The organism is Alteriqipengyuania sp., from assembly GCF_964222115.1.
Taxonomy (GTDB): Bacteria; Pseudomonadota; Alphaproteobacteria; order Sphingomonadales; family Sphingomonadaceae; genus Alteriqipengyuania.
In genome coordinates, this window is the sequence record NZ_CAXQBM010000006.1 from 1 (window position 1) to 17,189 (window position 17,189).

Sequence of the window (17,189 nt, forward strand, 5' to 3'; positions counted from 1 at the left end):
CTGGCCAGCCACGATCTGGACCAGCGCGGCGGCGGCAATCTGCTGGGCGACGAACAGTCGGGCCACATCCGCGAGGTCGGTTTCGAGCTTTACCAGTCGATGCTGGAGGACGCGATCCTTGCCGCCAAGGCGGGCGAGATGGGGCTGGAGAAGCCGCCGGAAGATATCAGCCCGCAGATCACGGTCGATGCGCCGATCATGATCCCCGAAGACTACGTGCCCGATCTGGCGGTGCGCATGGCGCTCTATCGCCGCCTCAACCAGGCGCGCGACAAGGCCGAGATCGAAAGCTTGGCCGCCGAGATGATCGACCGCTTCGGCGAACTGCCCTCCGCCACGCAGAACCTCGTCCGCCTGATCGAGATCAAGCACCAGGCGATCGAGGCAAACATCGCCAAGATCGATGTCGGCGCGCGCGGCACGCTGGTCACCTTCCACAAGGACGATTTCCCCGATCCCGTCGGCCTCCTCGCCTACGTGGACAAGCGCGCCGAGGCGGTGAAGCTGCGGCCCGACATGAAGTTGGTGGTCAACCGCGCCTGGGGCGATCCGCAAAGCCGCCTCAACGGGCTGTTCCAGCTGACCAAGGGGCTCAGCGCGATTGCGAAGCGCGGCGCGAAGAAGGAGAAGGCGGCGGCCTAGCTGGCCAGTTTCAGGAAGTCTTCCTGCGTCAGCGGTTTCGCGCGCAGGAAGCCCTGATAGGAAACGCAGCCCTCGTCTGCTGCGATCTGCCGCTGGGTCTCGGTCTCGATCCCCTCTGCGATCACCTCCAGATCGAGCGCCTTCGCCATCGCGATGACCCCGCGCAGGACGGCCCGATCGCGCGCATGATCCGCCACCCCGTCCAGCATGATGCGATCGAGCTTGATCGTGTCGAGCGGCAGGTACTTGAGATAGCCGAAATTGCAGAACCCTGCGCCGAAGTCGTCCAGCGCAATCCGCATCCCCGCATCGCGCAGCATGCCGAGCGAGCGGGCGGCAAGGTCCAAGTCCCCGAGCAACGCCTGCTCGGTAATCTCGAGCGTGATCCGCGCAGGATCGACGCCCATGTCGCCCACCATGTCCAGTATCTCGCCGGGAAAACGCGCCACCGCCAGGTCGGCGGCGGTGACGTTGATCGAGCATTTGAGCTCTTCGGGCCAGGCCAGCACCGCATGCAGCGCCGCGCCCACCACCTTGCGCGTCAGCTGCGTGGTCAGGTCCGCGCGCGCCGCCACGCGCAGCAGCGCTTCGCCACCGACCGAGCCGAGCAAGGGCTCCTCCCACCGCACAAGCGCTTCGGCGCCGATCAGCAGGTCATCGACCAGTGCGAATTGCGGCTGGAACTTGAGCGAGACTTCGCCCCGATCCAGCGCGCGGCGCAATGCGGATTCGACTTCGGTCGCGTCGATCCCGGCAGGAGCATCCTCCCGATCGATCCACACCACCCGCCGGCCCGGCTCTCCCTTCAGCGCGATCTGCGCATCGCTCAACCGGCCCAGCATGCCCGCGGGATCGTCCCCCGCGAGCGCGCGGATCAACGCGATATGCGGCCACAGCTGCGGCAGGCCTGCGCTCGATCCGGCCAGCGGCTGCGCGATTCCGTCGGCCAGCGCCTCGGCGAGGAACTGCCACCGCTCCCGGCTGCATTCCTCACGCGTGGCGAGCAGGAACTTCCCGCCATCGAGCCGCGCGGCAAACCATGATCCTTGCGCAAACTCGTCCTGCCCGAAATGCGTGATCCGCCGCGCCACCTCGGCCAGCGCATAATCGCCCGCCTCGGCCCCGTGGGCGAGATTGACGCTGTCGAACCGGCCAAGCACCAGCAGCAGGGCGTGCACGCGGGTATCGCCCTCGCTCAGCCAGTCACGCAGCGTCGCGCGCGCTGCGGCCCCGCTCGCGAGGCCCGTCAGCTGGTCATGATCGCGGTCGTCGTTCATGCCCGCACTATTGCAAGGCCCGCGCGGTCCGGGAAGCCCGCCCGCCACGCAATGCCAGGTATCGAGCACGCACTCATTGCCAAGCGGCCCCATGCTCCATAGGTCGGTACCCGAGCCAAGGAGAGGAGCCTGATGGCCGGGCAGCCCACATACGAACGCCTAGCACTCGCCATTTCGAACACCGCACTGGCGCAGGATACAGCGCGGGCGCTGGAAGACGCGCATGACTGGGTGCCGCAGGACGAAGCGGATGCGGTGGTCGCGCTGGGCGGCGATGGCTTCATGCTGCAAACCCTGCACAGGATGCTCGATACCGGGCGCGTGCTGCCGGTCTACGGCGTCAATCGTGGGACGATGGGCTTCCTGATGAACAAGCACAGGCCCAGGGGCGCATCGCTGATCGACCGGGTCAATCGCAGCCGCCCGGTGGGCATTTCGCCGCTTCGCATGGAGGCGGTGACGCAGGACGGGCACCGGCGCGTCGAATGCGCCTTGAACGAGGTTTCTCTGCTGCGCGAGACGCGCCAGACCGCCAAGATCGAGATCCTGGTCGACGACAAGACGCGGATAGAGGAACTGGTGGCGGACGGTGTGCTAGTGGCGACGCCCGCAGGCTCCACCGCCTATAATCTTTCTGCCAATGGGCCGATCCTGCCGCTCGATTCCCAATTGCTCGCCCTGACCCCGATCAGCGCGTTCCGCCCGCGGCGCTGGCGCGGTGCCATTTTGCCCGAACGTGCGAAGGTGACCTTCCGTATCAACGAGCCTGCAAAGCGCCCCGTTGCTGCTGTCGCGGACCAGAAGGAAGTGCGCGACGTGGCCGAGGTTCACGTGGAAATCGCCCGCGATTCCGAGCTGACCCTGCTGTTCGACAAGGGCCATTCGCTGGACGACCGGATCGTGGCCGAACAATTTGTTGTCTGATTTGCATTTGGGGGGCTTGCGAAATTTTAAGCCCCCCCATATAGGCCCGGGCCTGCCGATCTGGCTGCTCCCCGATAGCTCAGCGGTAGAGTAGGTGACTGTTAATCACTTGGTCGTTGGTTCGAATCCAACTCGGGGAGCCATTTTTTTCAGAGTCGCTAGCGCGCTATCCGCGATTTGACCTGATCTCCAACCACGTTGGGTGGGGTGCTTGATTGCGTTGGGAAACATCTTGCATCTTCGGTTCTTGAAGTTGCATATATCCAGCGATTAATTGGGTGGGAGCTTGAGGTAGCACCTCAAGTTGCGGGCGAATGGCTTTTGCAATACCGTTGATAATACTAAACATGTTTGGCGGCCTTATTGCTGGGGTAGGCCTGCTTTTTTTAGGTGAATGGAGTTTGGTGCTCCTCGGTATTGGATGGATGATTCTGTCACCATTTGCGATATCGATAGCCATGTTGCCAGCAATGGCATTCATGCCGCTCGCGGATTGGGCGATGAGGCGAGAAAGCCTCCCGATGCTCATTGCTGCCTCAATTCCCAACGTCTTGTGGACCTACTTTCTGGTCGCGGCATCCAGCATCTATATTTTCTCGATGGTGGCCTCTCTGCCTGAAGCCGGCTTCTTCCATTGGCTGTGGGCCTATGCCCTCGTAACTGCACCGTGGTCATTCCTTGCTCGTAAAGATGCTGAAGCTGGAAATGACGCCGGAGCCACCGTCTCGTTCTTTGTCCAGATTGGCGCGATCGCAATGATTGTGGCTTGCTGGTTAGAGCCGAGCGACACAGACATGGAACGGCTCGCATATTGGTTCTTGCCGGTATTGGGTCTGGGCCTAGTTGCCCAACTCTTGTTGGTTTGGGTTGATACCCGGACCAGACGTCATGAATTCTGAACGTCACCCCCCATTTTGGCTTGGCCTCGTTTTGGCCGGAGCTTGCGTTGTTGCATTGGTAGATTGGCCCTACGGTTACTATCAACTGCTCAGGCTAGCGGTGACTATTTATGCCGGATGGACAGCTTGGGTTGCGATCGAAAATAAACAGAAGATGACGGCGTGGGTGTTTGGAATAACTGCTGTGGTTTATAACCCAATTTTGAAATTGCCTCTTGATCGAGACACTTGGTCTGCTGTGAATTTGGTGACTGCCTTAGTCGTAATCATCGGGTTGCTTAGGACCAGCCGAACAAAGGATATCGCAAGGTCTGCAGACGACGAATAGCTGATTGTCAGGCGTAGTTACGTCACCATTTTCCTACTCCCCCACACAGCGCTAAGCCCTTGCGCGATGGCGCGTGCACACCCCTCCCCATGCCGCATCCAGCGGCCATGCAGTGAGAGGGACACAGGCGGAGAGGTTTTCTCCACTAAGACACTGTGTCAGGTGTGTCAGGCTTCGCCGCTCGAAGCGCTCCGAAGGGCGCAATTACAGGCTTTAGACGCCCAGCAGCAACCGCGCACCCACGACAATGGTCAGCGCGGCGGTCAGCCACGCGATCAGCTGCGGCTTGAACAGGCGCACCGCGAACAGGCTGCCGATCTGGCCGCCGATCACTACTGCAATCATCAGCGGCAGGCCGGTCTGTGCCGCCGCGCCGAGCATGCCGGTGCCGTTCTTCACCAGCTGGCCGACCAGCCCGAACAGCGAATTGACGAGGATGAACAGGCTCGCGGTGGCGGCGATGGCGCGCGGATTGTCCCACCGCACAAGGTGGAGCAGCGGGGCGAGGAAGATGCCTCCGCCGATCCCGACGAGCCCCGCCAGGTAGCCCAGCGGCGCAGCGGCGAACAGCATCGCTCGCCCTCCTCCGGCCGGCCCTACAGCCACCCCGCGCTTCGGCAGCAGCAGCGCCAGCCCCGCGACGCACAGGCTCGCACCCAGCAGCATCAGGAAGGCGCGCTCTCCAATCGGAGTGAGCCCGCCCAGCAGCGCAGCAGGTGCCGCAATGGCGGTCAGCGCCAGGGCACCGCGCCACGGCGTGATCCCGGCACGGGCGAACCGCATCGAGCCTCCGATGACGACCACCAGGTTGCACAGGAGGGAGACGACCGGCAGCAGCCGGTAGTCCATCCCCCACAGTGCGAGCAGCGCGCTATACGTCGATCCGCCGCCAAAGCCGACCGACGCGTAGAGCAGCGCGGTTATGCAGAACGCGGCGAGGAGGCCGAGGAAGCCGATCCCTCATCTCCGACAGGCGCGGCCACTGGGGGGATGCCGGGCGCACCGTGGCAGTGCTTGTACTTGAGGCCCGATCCGCAGGGGCACTGCGCGTTGCGGCTGATGTTAAGGTGCGCATACGGGTTTTCGCGAATGGCACCGCCGTGGGATGCCTCCGAATTGGGCGACCCGGCGAAGGAGCCGAACATCGCCTCCTTGCCGCGCGAACCATCGCCGTCATTGCTGTCGTCGATGCCCATCAGCGGGTCGATATGGCCGGTGAGGAAATCGGGCAGGTCGGGCAATGACCGCTGCGGCGGGGCAATGCGCAGCTCACGCGTCAGCAGGATCTGCGTCACATCCTCGCGCAGCGTGTCGAGCATCTTCTCGAACAGGCCGAATGCCTCCTGCTTGTACTCGTTGAGTGGCGTCTTCTGTGCATAGGCGCGCAGGAACACGACCTGGCGCAGCGCATCGAGCGTGGCGAGGTGTTCCTTCCAGAAATGGTCGAGCCGTTCGAGCAGGATGCCCTTTTCGACCCGGCGCCAGAGCTGCGGGTCCTGCTGCGCGATCTTGCGCTCCATCACCTCGTCGGCCTGTTCGCGCAGCCGTTCCTCGAACAGTTCGGGTTCGACCGCATCCTCTTCCAGCCACTCGTCGATCGGCGGGGTCAGGCCCAGAATCGTCTGCGTGCGCTCCTTCAGGCCCTCGATATCCCACTGTTCGGGGTAAGAACCCGGCGGGCAGGTTTCGTTGACGATGGCCGCGATGGTATCGTGCCGCATGTCCACCACGACATCGTCGACCGCCTCGGAATCCATGATTTCCGCGCGCTGTTCGTAGATGACCTTGCGCTGGTCGTTCATCACGTCGTCGTATTCGACGACCTGCTTGCGGGTGTCGTAGTTGCGCGCCTCGACCTTCTTCTGCGCGGTTTCGATGGCCTTGGAAAGCCACCTGGAACCGATCGCCTCGCCATCCGCGAGGTTGGAGTTCATCATGCGCGAAAACAGCGTGTCCGGCCCGAAGATGCGCAGGAGGTCGTCTTCAAGGCACAGGTAGAAGCGCGAAAGGCCCGGATCGCCCTGCCGGCCCGAGCGGCCGCGCAGCTGGTTGTCGATGCGGCGGCTTTCGTGGCGTTCGGTGCCGAGCACGAAGAGGCCGCCCGCCTCGAGCACCTTGGCCTTGTCCTCGGCAACCTGCGCCTTGATCTTCTCGATCGCCCGTTCGCGCTCCGGCCCTTCGGGCATGTCGCCGACCTGATCTTCGACGAGGAAATCCAGATTGCCGCCCAGCTGGATGTCGGTACCGCGACCCGCCATGTTCGTCGCGATGGTCACCGCGCCAGGGCGACCGGCCTGCGCCACGATATGCGCCTCACGCTCATGCTGGCGCGCATTGAGCACCTCGTGCTTCACGCCTTCCTTGTCGAGGAACTGGCTGAGCAGTTCGGACTTCTCGATGCTGACCGTGCCGACCAGCACGGGCTGGCCGATCTCGCTCTTTTCCTTGATCGCCTTGGCAATCGCCTGGAACTTGTCGAGCGTGTTCTTGTAGAACTCGTCTTCCTCGTCGATCCGCTGGACCGGCACGTTGGTGGGGATCTCCACCACGTTCATCTTGTAGATGTCCCAGAATTCTGCCGCTTCGGTGGCGGCGGTGCCGGTCATGCCGGAAAGCTTGGGATACATGCGGAAGTAGTTCTGGAACGTGATCGAGGCCATCGTCTGGTTCTCGGGCTCGATCTTGACGCCCTCCTTGGCCTCCACCGCCTGGTGCAAGCCGTTGGACCAGCGACGCCCTTCCATCATGCGGCCGGTAAACTCGTCGATGATGACGACCTTGTCGTCCTTTACGATATACTGGTCGTCCAGCTTGAACATCAGGTTGGCGCGCAGGCCTTCGTTCATATGGTGGACGACCTGCGTGTTCTCGACATCGTAGAGATTGTCGGTTTCGAGCAGGCCTGCTGCAGCAAGCCGCTGCTCGATCTCTTCCGCGCCATCTTCCGTCAGCGAAACGGTGCGCGATTTCTCGTCCGTGTCGTAATAGCCTTCGCCATCTTCGCCGCCGTTGGGCAGCGCCTCGTGATCGGCGACGAACTTCTTCACCACCTCGTCGATGGTGACGTACATTTCGGTCTTGTCGTCGGTCGGGCCCGAGATGATCAACGGGGTCCGCGCTTCGTCGATCAGGATCGAGTCGACCTCGTCGATGATCGCGTGATTGAACGGACGCTGCACCATCTGAGTGCGCTCGTGCTTCATGTTGTCGCGCAGGTAATCGAACCCGAACTCGTTGTTCGTGCCGTAAGTGATGTCGGAGCCATAGGCCTCGCGCCGTTCGAACTCGTTGAGGTTGGGCACGATCACGCCGACCGACAGGCCGAGCCATTTGTACAGCTGCCCCATCCATTCCGCGTCACGCTTGGCCAGGTAGTCGTTGACGGTAACGACGTGCACACCCTTGCCTTCCAGCGCGTTGAGATAGGTCGCCAGCGTGGCGACCAGCGTCTTGCCCTCGCCCGTGCGCATCTCGGCAATCTCGCCCCGGTGCAGCACGATCCCGCCAATCATCTGCACGTCGAAGTGCCGCATGCCGAACACGCGCACGGAAGCTTCGCGCACGGTGGCGAAGGCTTCCGGCAGGATATCGTCCAGCTTCGCGCCTGCAGCCAGCTGGTCACGCAGCTTGCCCGTCTGGGCCTGCAGGTCTGCATCGGACAGTGCCTGCATGGCAGGCTCCAGATCGTTGATCTGGTTGACGATTTTGCCGAGCGACTTGACGTAGCGATCGTTGGACGATCCGAAGACGGACTTCATGACGGACTGGAACATGGGCTAAGCCTCGAAAATAAGCGGATTATACTGGTGAGCGCCCGCGCACATCGGGTGCCGGGCGAAACGGGTCTGGGAACGGATTTTCTGTAGGTCGCGCTATTCGTAAGCGCGGTCGACACCGAGGTACACGGTCGGCACGTAGATAACCGAGGAGCGCGGACGGCAAATCTTTTCGACCACGATCCGCCAGTCCCGCAGGCTGATCGCCGTGTGGCACTCGCAGCGGGCGTCGGTTTTCTTGGCATCGCAGACTTCGGCGGCTGTTCCGCTCACAGAACTCTGCGCCGCAAGCGCACGCTCCGGCGCGTACATTGCGGTAAGGCCACTCAGCAGGGCCATCAGCATGAGGAGTTTGCGAAGCATCGAGCATGACACATAAGGTCGCGCGAGGCGCACGTCCAGCCGCAAGCGATTGTCGTGCCCGGTACGGCGCGCTACCGGCACAATCATGGACCTCGCCCGCTCTCCGCTCGCCATACCCTTCCCCGACATCCCGCCCATCGCGGGTGTGACGCTCCGCGTGGCGCGGGCACGCTACAAGGAGTGGGACCGTGCCGACCTGACCTTCGTCGAACTGGCAGAGGGCACCAGCGTGGCAGGCGTGTTCACGAAGAACGTGTGCTGTTCGAGCGAGGTTGAGCTGGGGCGTGAAAGCGTGGCCACGGGCAGCGCGCGCGCGATCATCGTCAATGCGGGCAATTCCAACGCCTTCACCGGCTATCGCGGGCGCGAGGCGGTGGAGCAGATCATGGGACAGGTCGCCGCGCATCTCGACTGCGACCCGAAGCAGGTGCTGGTCTCATCCACCGGCGTCATCGGCGTGCCCCTGCCCAAGGACAAGGCGCGCGTCGGGGTGGAAGCCGTGCTCACCGCAGAGCCGTGCGGGTGGGAGGATGGCACCCATACCATCGGCACCACCGATACCTTCGCCAAGGGCGCTCATGCGAGCGCCATGGTGGGCGAGACGCGGGTCGAGATCGGCGGGATCATCAAGGGATCGGGCATGATCGCGCCCGACATGGCGACCATGCTGGGCTACGTGTTCACCGACGCCGCTATAGAGCCCACGTTCCTCCAGACGCTGCTGAGCGATATCAACACCCGGACATTCTCCTGCATCACGGTCGACGGCGATACCTCGACCAGCGACACCGTGCTGGTGTGCGCGACGGGCAAGGCGGGCCATGTGCGTATCGCTTCGTTCGACGATCCGGGCGCGGATGCCTTCGCCGCCGCGCTGGAGGACGTCTGCCGCCAGCTCGCGCAGCTCGTGGTGCGCGACGGAGAAGGCGCGCAGAAGTTCATTGCCGTCACAGTAACCGGCGCAGTGTCGAACGACAGCGCCCGGCGCGTCGGCCTCGCCATCGGTAACTCGCCGCTGGTCAAGACCGCGATTGCGGGCGGCGATGCAAACTGGGGCCGCGTGGTGATGGCGGTGGGCAAGGCGGGCGAGCCTGCGGATCGCGACACGCTTTCCATTGGGTTCGGCGGGCACTGGGCTGCGCGCGATGGCCAGCCAGTCGCGGACTACGAAGAGGCACCGGTAGCGAAGCACCTTGAGGGGCAGGAGATCGATATTGCTGTCGACCTGGGCATGGGGGATGGCCGCGCCACCGTGTGGACGTGCGACCTCACGCACGGATATATCGATATCAACGCGGACTATCGATCGTGAAGGGACACCTGTGAGCACGCTCGACCGCGAAATCCTGGCGCTGATGCGCGACGTTGCAATCCGCATCATCATGCCGCGCCATCGCGCGCTGAAAGCCACCGAGATTATCGAGAAAGCCGACGACGACCTCGTCACCATCGCCGACCGCGAGGCGGAAGTCGCATTGGCCGATGGGCTCGCCAGGCTGCATCCCGAAGCGGACATCGTGGGCGAGGAAGCGGCGCACGCCGATCCAACCGTGATGGATCGCCTGACCCGCACCTGCTGGATCATCGACCCGATCGACGGGACCAGCAATTTCGCCAGCGGCAAAGGTCATTTCGGGATCATGATCGCCTTGGCGGACGAAGGCTTTGCGCAAGGCGCGTGGATCTATGACCCGCAACGGGATCGGCTGTGTGCCGCGCATCGTGGGCAGGGTGCGACGATCGATGGGGAGCAGGTTACCGCGCGTCCCACCGGCGCCAATCCACCGCGCCTCGCCGCGATGACGAAGTTCATGGCGCACGGCCAACGCCAGCGCTTCAAGGCGCAGATCGCGCCGAATTACACTTTGGTGAAGGCGCCCGGTGCGGCGTGCGAACAATATCCGCTGACCGTACTGGGAGAACACGATGTGGCGATCTACGAACGCACGCTACCGTGGGATCACGCAGCGGGATCGCTGTTCCTCAACGAGGCGGGCGGCACCTGCCTCAGGCTCGACGGGACGCCCTACCGGGTGGACGATGGCCGACGCGGGATGATCGGCGCAGCAAACCGCGAGCTGTACGATCAACTGGTCGCGCGGCTCGCGGCAGCGGGCTACCAGCCCGCCACCTGAGTGGAAGTCACAGCTCGCCTTCGAGCCACGCCTTGAGCTGGCTCTTGGGACGTGCGCCGGTCAGTTCGGCAGCACGCTCGCCATTCTTGTACAGCACCAGATAGGGGATGCCCTGCACGCCCAGCTTACCCGGCGTATCCGTATTCTCCATGATATCCATCTTCGCGATGGTCACCTGGTCGGCCAGTTCGTCACTGATTTCCTCCAGCGCGGGCGCGATCATCTTGCACGGGCCGCACCATTCGGCCCAGAAATCGACAAGCACGGGCTTGTCGCTCTCGAGCACGTCGGACTGGAAGCTGGCATCGGTGACGGTCTTGGTGGCCATGGGGCAATCTCCTGTATTCTGGGGCAGTATCTAGGAAGTCTGTCGCCTCACGCAAAGTCGGCTGCGGACAAGTCCTGCTGCTTGTCCCCCAAGCCGGGCTTGTGCAAAGCGAGCAAATCATCGGGAAGCGCAATAAGCTGCGGTGTCTGCGTATAGAGCAACGCCGCGGAAATGCGTCGTCCGGGATAGATCGCCGCGAGCGCATGGGCATAGGCCGACATTTGCCTGAGCGTCGCGACCGGGACCTGCTGAGCCGAGTGCGGTGGGCGGCGAGTGGTCTTGTAATCGACCACGAGAACCTCGTCTTCGCCCACGCACAGCCGGTCGAGCTTGCCCGTGACCACCTGCCCTTCGACCGTCGCGGCGAGCGAAACTTCGGCCAGCGCACCCGGCACGAACAGGTCTGCAAAGTCGGGATCGTCGAGAACCGCAAGCGCCCGGTCGACCATTTCTGCGCGGGTCGCTTCACCAAGTTCGCCAGCCTGAGCCTCCAGCCATGCGCGCGCGCGCGATGCGCGATCTTCGGGCGCGATATCGGGCAGGCGTTCGAGCAGCCGGTGCATCAGCGTCCCGCGCTGCGCCGCTTCACTCCCCTGCGCGAGCCCCGGCGGATTGGGCGAAAGGTCCTCGCCCGGGGCAGACGGCGCAAGCGGCTTCAACGGCTTGGGCTCGGACGGCGGAGGGCGAGTAGCCCATTCCGGCAATTCAATTCTGGACGAGCCGTTCGCAGCATCGGCACCGGGCGCCTGCAGATCGCCCAGTGCTCCGACGTCGTGCCGTTCGCTCCAGATCGGGTCGGCCACGCCCTCGTCATCGAACAGCGCCTGTGCAACCGCATACCAGCTGGCCTCGGGTAGTTCCTTGTCGCTCGGCATGAGGGCACCGCCGATATAGAGCGCTTCCTCGGCGCGGGTCATCGCGACATACATCAACCGCCAGTGTTCCTCGCGTTCGCGCGCCTTCTTCGCTTCCTCGGCAGCGACCACCGGGCCCGCCTTGGCCTCTTTCGGCATGCTCGGCAGCGGCACCACACGGCCATCGTCCGTTGCCAACTCCCCTGCCCTCACAGGGCCGCGATCCGGGTTGCCCGTCGCATCGGCGAGGATAACGATAGGTGCCTGCAACCCTTTGGACCCATGCGCAGTGAGCACCCGCACGGCATTGCCACTGCCGGCAGCTTCCCGTTTCAATTCCTCGTCCGAGGCATCGAACCAGTTGAGGAAGCCCTGCAGGCTCGGCGTATGCTCGGCGGAATAGGCGAAGGCCGCGCCGATCAACTCGTCGATTGGGTCATTCGCCTCGCGCCCCAACCGCGCGACGAGCTTGCGGCGTCCATCCCACGGGCCGGTCAGCAGCCATTGCAACAGCGCTTGTGGCGGTTCGTAATCGACCTTGGCGAGAAGCGCGCGCAGCCGCTCGGCGGTCTCCATGCACAGAGGGGCATCGCTGCGGCGGATATGGTCCCACAGCGTCACCTTCTTGTCGCGCAGGCCATGTTCCAGCAGGTCGTCCTGCGACCAGCCGCCAAGCGGCGAGACCAGCAAGTTCGCTAGACTAAGGCTGTCACGCGGCTGCGTGGCAAAGCGCAACGCAGCCAGCAGATCTTTCACTGCCAGCGGAGACCCGAGCCGCAACCTGTCGACACCCGCCACCGGCACGCCGGCGGCATGAAGCCGCGCGACGATCAGCCCGGCGAGCGCGCGGCGCTTACGCACCAGGATCATGATATCGCCCGCCGTGGCGCGGCGATTGCCACCCTTGGTCAGGGGATGGCCGTCATCGAGCCATTGCTTGACCTGCGCGGCAATCCGGTCAGCCATGCGCCTCTCGGGAGCAGGTAACCAGGTTTCGGCGCCGTCTTCCTCCACCGCCTCGGGATCGTCGCTTTCTTCCGCGCCGATGGGCGCCCACAGGGTGACGCGGCCCGGAACCTTCTCGTCGCCCCTGTGCCTGATCTCTCCGGGCTCCATCCCCATCGCCTCTGCCCCGACCTGCGCCACTGCGCGGTCGACGAAATCGAGGATCGTCTGCGAGGAGCGGAAATTGCGCTCCAGCCCCAGCTTTTCGAGCGGGGAAAGCGGCACCAACGGCTTCTCGCGCGTCTCCAGCGCCAGCGCTTCGGCATTCGCAATCGCGGCGTTGATCCGCGCGTCGTATTCCTCGCGCTTGGCGATGAATAGCTGCGGCTCGGTGCCCTGGAAGCCGAAGATCGCCTGCTTGTAATCGCCCACGACGAACACCGTGCGCAGCCGCGCGCCTGCTGCGCCCAACCCGTCGAAATAATCCTGCGTCAGCGCATCGATGATCGCCCACTGGCTGGCATTGGTGTCCTGCGCCTCGTCGACCAGGATATGGTCGAAGGCGCGGTCCAGCTTGTAGCCGATCCATTGCGCCATCTCGGAATTGGCGAGCAGCCTGGCCGCCCGCGCAATCTGGTCGTCGAAATCCACCAGCCCGCGGGTGCGCTTCGCCTCGTCCCATTGCAATGCGAAGCGCCGACCGAGTTCGAGTGCAGGCGCGAGATACTCGGCCAGCGCAAGCAGCGCGACCTTTTCGCGGATGCCATCGCAGCAGGCGCGGACCGCCTCGATATGGCCCTCATAAGCCGGATCGCGCTTGAGGATGTGGGTGAGATTCTTCGCCTTCGACCCATCTGCGACGAACAGCGTGCCGTTGAACCTGCCGAGGTCCGCGAGACGCTGTTGCGGATCGCCCGCCAGCCAGACATTGATTGCCTCGGCCCCCTCGCGCCCGCCCTTGGTGTCCCACTCGCGCAAGGTCGCGAGGCAGGCGTTGAGCGATGCAGTATCGAACGCACCGTCCGCGCACTCCTGCGCCAGATCAGCTTCGGAAAAATCGCTCGGCAGGCCCAGCAATTGCAGCACCTGCGCGCGCATCGGGCTGCGCCAGCCGCCCGCATCGGCCCACAGCTCGCGCGCCTTGGCGCAGGCCATCAGCCAAGCCTTCGCGCCATCCGGTCCTAACCGGAGCGACAGCATGGCGAGCGCGCTGCGATCATCCTCGTTGGCCCCGGTGACCAGATCGGTCAGCACTTCGCGGGCGAGCAACTCGCGCGTCCGGTCGTCCATCGCGACCGTGCCCGGCTCGAGTTCCGCTTCCTCCGGGAAAGCGGCGAGCAGATATTGCGCAAAGGCATGGATCGTATCGATCCTGAGGCCACCGCCCGGGCAATCGAGCACTTTCGTAAACAATGTGCGAGCCCGCGCCTGCGATACCGGGTCGAACTTTGCGCCAATGGCCTTGAGATCGGCAGCGAGCGCATCGGGCTTCATCCGCACCCAGCGTGCGAGCGTTTCGTTGACGCGGGTCGCCATCTCCGCCGCGCCCGCCTTGGTGAAGGTGAGGCACAGGATCGAACCCGGTTCCACCCCTGGTTGCAGCAGCAGGCGCAGCACCCGGGCGGAGAGCACTTGCGTCTTGCCGGTGCCCGCGCTGGCGGAGAGCCATACCGAATGGCTCGGATCGGCCGCGCGCGCCTGTTCTGTCAGGAGGTCGTAAAGCTTGCTCATTCGCTCTCCCTCCCGAGCCACTCTTCAAGCCGCATAAGCTGGTCGTAGGTGGCGTAGAGCTTCAGGTCGGGGTTGGGCCGCGCGGTGAACGGCGCATCACCTGTGATCCACGTTTCCAGCGCATCGTGCAGAAAGCGGCGCGTTTCGGGGAGGAAGTCTTCCGGTTCTATGCCTGTACGTGCAGCGCCAACCTTCAGCGGCGTCGTTACATAGCCAAAGCCCGTGTCCGATTTCGCATCGCGCCCCAGCGACCAGTATTCGAAGCGCGTGGGCACGCCTGTGATCCCCCGATCCGCATAGGCGCCATCGGCGAGCAATACGCCCAGCGTGCCTAGCTGGAGCGCGAAACCTTCTTGCACCATCTTCTTCGAAGGCGGCCCGCCGGTCTTGTAATCGACGATGGCATAACTGCCGTCCGGCAGACGGTCGATGCGGTCGGCGGTGCCGGTGATTTCGATGCCCTGGATAACCCGCGCGCCCTTCTCCTCGACCGCTACGATCTGGCGCTGCGGCTCGGAGCCGACCTGATTGGCGATCCATTCGAGCGCGGCCATCAGCCGCGGCTCCCACAAGGCGCGCGTCAGCGGGTGCGCATCCATCTCGGCCAGGTGCTTGGCGGCCAGATCGGTCAGCGCGCCGCCCTGCTTGTGCCATTCCTCCAGGATCGCGTGTGCCAGCGTGCCCTGCCACGCGGGCGAAGGTTCGGCGTCGAGCGGGTCCTTCTCCTCGAGGAAGAGGATCGATCGGGCGTAAAACTGGTATGGGTCCGACCGCAGCCGGTCGAGCGAGGTCGCACTGATGCTGACGCGGCGCACATTTGCAGGCGGAGATGGCTCGGGAATCGGATAAGGCGGTGCCGCCTCGGCATTGCGCAAGGCGTCGACCAGCCGGGGCAGCTCGCTTTCCTCATGCCGGGACGCAAGGTCACCCAGCAAGGCCTTGATTCGCAGATAGAAACGTGACGGAATCGCGGGCCCATCGGTATCGCGTTCAGCGCGTGTCAGCAAGACTTCAGGCGCGCCCAGCGCTCCTGCCAAATCGTGCGCGGCAAGCCCGATACGAAACTCCACGCCCGGTACGCCCAGCGCGCGCAGCACCGGCGGGGCGAGCAGCGGATCGGGCGAGGCACCGCCCGGCCATGTCCCCTCGTTAAGCCCCGCGCAGATGACGAGGTCCGCCCGCGCCATCCGGCTTTCGAGCAGGCCGTAAATCGCCACGCGTGGGTGCCCACCATAGGCGGGGCGCACCGCAACCCGCTGCATCGCGTCGGACAGGATAGCGTGCAGGTCATCCGGTTCGAGCAGCGTCGCGGCAGCACCGGCCTGCTGGCTCAAATCGTCAACGAAAGCGCCGAGCGCGCGCCCATCCTCACGCGACCAGATACCCTCTCCGCAGAACTCTTCCAGCACGCGCGCCGTATCACTCAGCAGGTCGGACAGCGGCACTTCGCCCGACAGCGCCATCAGCGGATCGAGCCTTTGGGCAACCCTGCTCCACCACTCAGAAACATCGGCCGTCGCCGCAACCGGCCGCAGCGGAGCAAGCCCCGGCGCCGGGCGCGGACCGCGCAAGCGATCCTCGAAAGCGCGCAGGGCATCGAGCCAGTCGGCGCGCGCCCTTGCTTCGTCTTCGGCTCCCGCAACACCCACCGCCGGATGGCCCAGGAACGCCACCAGCGGCACCGGCGCAGCCTTTTCCGCCACGACCTGTGCCAGCAACAGTAGCGCACGGCCTGCCGGTGTCTCGTTCAACGGCATGCCCGCGGAATCATCCGCCTCGATATCCCACCGCCGCAAGTGGTGGGTGATGCGACGCGCCAGTGCGCGATCAGGGGTGACGACCGCCACGCGACGCTCACGCCCATCCAGCGCCTGCCGCACCGCCAGCGCCACGGCCTGCGCCTCCTCGTCGGGATTGCCTGTTTCGAGCAGCCGCACACCCGCGAGCCGCCGTTTCTCCGAGGGCAGGTCGATCCAGCTCTTGCTGGCCTCGGGCGGGAGGAACAGCGCACTGACGGCGTGGGTACGCTCAGGCGGTGCCGCGCCGATCCCGCGCCGGTGCCACTGCTGCACTTCGCCCCGGTTCACACCCATGCGGTTCAGCAGCAGCTTGAGGTGATATTGCGGATGCGTGGGTGCATCGTCGCTGCCGATGCTTTCGCCCTGGGCACTATCGGATGCGCCCGCCCGCCCCAGTTCATCCCATGCTTCGCTGGATAACGAAAGGTCGAGATCGGGCAGGATCACGGTACCCTGCGGGAGTTCGCTCACCACCCGCAACAAGCGAGCCAGCGCAGGCGCTGCGCTGGTGACCCCGGCAGCGACGATCGGGCTTTCGGGAGGATTATCACGCCAGGCCTTGGCGGCATGGCGGAACAGCAGGTTGCGGCGGGTAGCGGCATCGACCCGGCCCGTCTCGGCCAGTTCCACGAGCCAGCGCGCTTGCACCCGCGCGAACCGGCGCAGGCTGTTCTGCCAGTGCCCGGCGACAGAACCAACGACATCGAGCACGCGTTCGCCCAACAGGTCCTCTGGCGCGATTTCCTCGACCAGCAGGCGGTCCATCGTCTCGGCAATCATCCGCGCCTGCCGGAACAGCGGCGGACCTTGTGGGGCATCTGCACCCATTTCTTCCGCCAACAGAGCGGCCAGCCTCAGCCAGCGATAGGTCGGGTCAACCGCAGGGGGGATTGCATTCGCGCCCAGCGGATCGAGTAGGGGGCCTAGTGCCTCGTCCAGCGACAAATCGCCAATCGTCACCATGCGCGGCAGCAGCAAACCCTGCTGGCCACTCTCGCCCAGCTGGCGAACGAAAGCCTCGCTCACGGTGCGGATCGCGCGCCCGCTTGGCAGCAGCAGTGTCAGCCGCGCGAGGCCCAGCCCCTCTTCGGCATATCGCGGGACGAGGCCTGCCACCAGCGCATCCGCGAACCCGCGATGGGCCGCGATCGAATAGACCTGTGGCGGTCCTGCTTCAGCCACCCGGCG

13 protein-coding genes and 1 tRNA gene are annotated in these 17,189 nt (G+C 64.6%); 7 read left to right on the forward strand and 7 right to left on the reverse strand.

Annotated elements, in window-relative coordinates; genetic code table 11:
- Positions 1–642, forward strand: a 642-nt coding sequence (locus ACEQXE_RS00285) for a TRCF domain-containing protein (protein ID WP_370176893.1), incomplete at its 5' end; no start/stop codon positions are given.
- On the opposite strand, the gene ACEQXE_RS00290 is transcribed toward ACEQXE_RS00285, so the two are convergent.
- Positions 639–1,919 carry an EAL domain-containing protein gene (locus ACEQXE_RS00290; protein WP_370176894.1) on the reverse strand — a complete coding sequence of 427 codons (1,281 nt, stop codon included), beginning with the start codon at positions 1,917–1,919 and terminating at the stop codon, positions 639–641. The genes ACEQXE_RS00285 and ACEQXE_RS00290 overlap by 4 nt on opposite strands.
- A 132-nt stretch (positions 1,920–2,051) precedes the next feature.
- Here ACEQXE_RS00290 and ACEQXE_RS00295 point away from each other — a divergent pair, with 132 nt between their 5' ends.
- From ACEQXE_RS00295 to ACEQXE_RS00310, 4 genes are all read left to right on the forward strand, one after another.
- Positions 2,052–2,843 carry an NAD kinase gene (locus ACEQXE_RS00295; RefSeq protein WP_370176895.1) on the forward strand — a complete coding sequence of 264 codons (792 nt, stop codon included), beginning with the start codon at positions 2,052–2,054 and terminating at the stop codon, positions 2,841–2,843.
- Positions 2,844–2,911: 68 nt separating this feature from the next.
- Positions 2,912–2,986: transfer RNA gene (locus tag ACEQXE_RS00300), tRNA-Asn, on the forward strand.
- Between the two features lie 171 nt (positions 2,987–3,157).
- Positions 3,158–3,742, forward strand: coding sequence for a hypothetical protein (locus ACEQXE_RS00305; protein ID WP_370176896.1), 585 nt, complete (start codon positions 3,158–3,160; stop codon positions 3,740–3,742).
- Entirely contained in the window at positions 3,732–4,070 is a 339-nt protein-coding gene (locus ACEQXE_RS00310; protein ID WP_370176897.1) for a DUF6804 family protein, read from the forward strand. Before ACEQXE_RS00305 ends, ACEQXE_RS00310 begins: the two co-directional genes overlap by 11 nt.
- Before the next feature lie 213 nt (positions 4,071–4,283).
- On the opposite strand, the gene ACEQXE_RS00315 is transcribed toward ACEQXE_RS00310, so the two are convergent.
- The 3 genes from ACEQXE_RS00315 to ACEQXE_RS00325 all read right to left on the reverse strand — a co-directional run bounded on the left by ACEQXE_RS00315 (position 4,284) and on the right by ACEQXE_RS00325 (position 8,209).
- The gene (locus ACEQXE_RS00315; RefSeq protein ID WP_370176944.1) at positions 4,284–5,027 is read right to left on the reverse strand and encodes a sulfite exporter TauE/SafE family protein; all 744 of its coding nucleotides are present in this window, start codon (positions 5,025–5,027) and stop codon (positions 4,284–4,286) included.
- Positions 4,991–7,843 carry a preprotein translocase subunit SecA gene (gene secA / locus ACEQXE_RS00320; RefSeq protein ID WP_370176898.1) on the reverse strand — a complete coding sequence of 951 codons (2,853 nt, stop codon included), beginning with the start codon at positions 7,841–7,843 and terminating at the stop codon, positions 4,991–4,993. The genes ACEQXE_RS00315 and secA overlap by 37 nt, the downstream gene beginning before the upstream one ends.
- A 99-nt stretch (positions 7,844–7,942) precedes the next feature.
- The gene (locus ACEQXE_RS00325) at positions 7,943–8,209 is read right to left on the reverse strand and encodes a hypothetical protein (RefSeq protein ID WP_370183254.1); all 267 of its coding nucleotides are present in this window, start codon (positions 8,207–8,209) and stop codon (positions 7,943–7,945) included.
- A gap of 85 nt (positions 8,210–8,294) precedes the next feature.
- Here ACEQXE_RS00325 and argJ point away from each other — a divergent pair, with 85 nt between their 5' ends.
- Positions 8,295–9,521: a bifunctional glutamate N-acetyltransferase/amino-acid acetyltransferase ArgJ gene (gene argJ, locus ACEQXE_RS00330; RefSeq protein WP_370176900.1), complete on the forward strand. Its 1,227-nt coding sequence runs from the start codon at positions 8,295–8,297 to the stop codon at positions 9,519–9,521.
- Between the two features lie 10 nt (positions 9,522–9,531).
- Complete coding sequence (locus ACEQXE_RS00335; RefSeq protein WP_370176901.1) at positions 9,532–10,344, forward strand: inositol monophosphatase; 813 nt, start codon at positions 9,532–9,534, stop codon at positions 10,342–10,344.
- A 7-nt stretch (positions 10,345–10,351) separates the two neighbouring features.
- On the opposite strand, the gene trxA is transcribed toward ACEQXE_RS00335, so the two are convergent.
- The 3 genes from trxA to addB are packed head-to-tail and all read right to left on the reverse strand — an operon-like array spanning position 10,352 to position 17,183.
- Positions 10,352–10,672, reverse strand: a complete 321-nt coding sequence (trxA, locus tag ACEQXE_RS00340; RefSeq protein WP_370176902.1) for a thioredoxin — start codon at positions 10,670–10,672, stop codon at positions 10,352–10,354.
- A gap of 47 nt (positions 10,673–10,719) precedes the next feature.
- The gene (addA, locus tag ACEQXE_RS00345) at positions 10,720–14,202 is read right to left on the reverse strand and encodes a double-strand break repair helicase AddA (RefSeq protein ID WP_370176903.1); all 3,483 of its coding nucleotides are present in this window, start codon (positions 14,200–14,202) and stop codon (positions 10,720–10,722) included.
- A complete protein-coding gene (addB, locus tag ACEQXE_RS00350) occupies positions 14,199–17,183 on the reverse strand; it encodes a double-strand break repair protein AddB (protein ID WP_370176904.1) in 2,985 nt (994 codons plus the stop codon). The genes addA and addB overlap by 4 nt, the downstream gene beginning before the upstream one ends.
- Positions 17,184–17,189 lie beyond the last annotated feature (6 nt).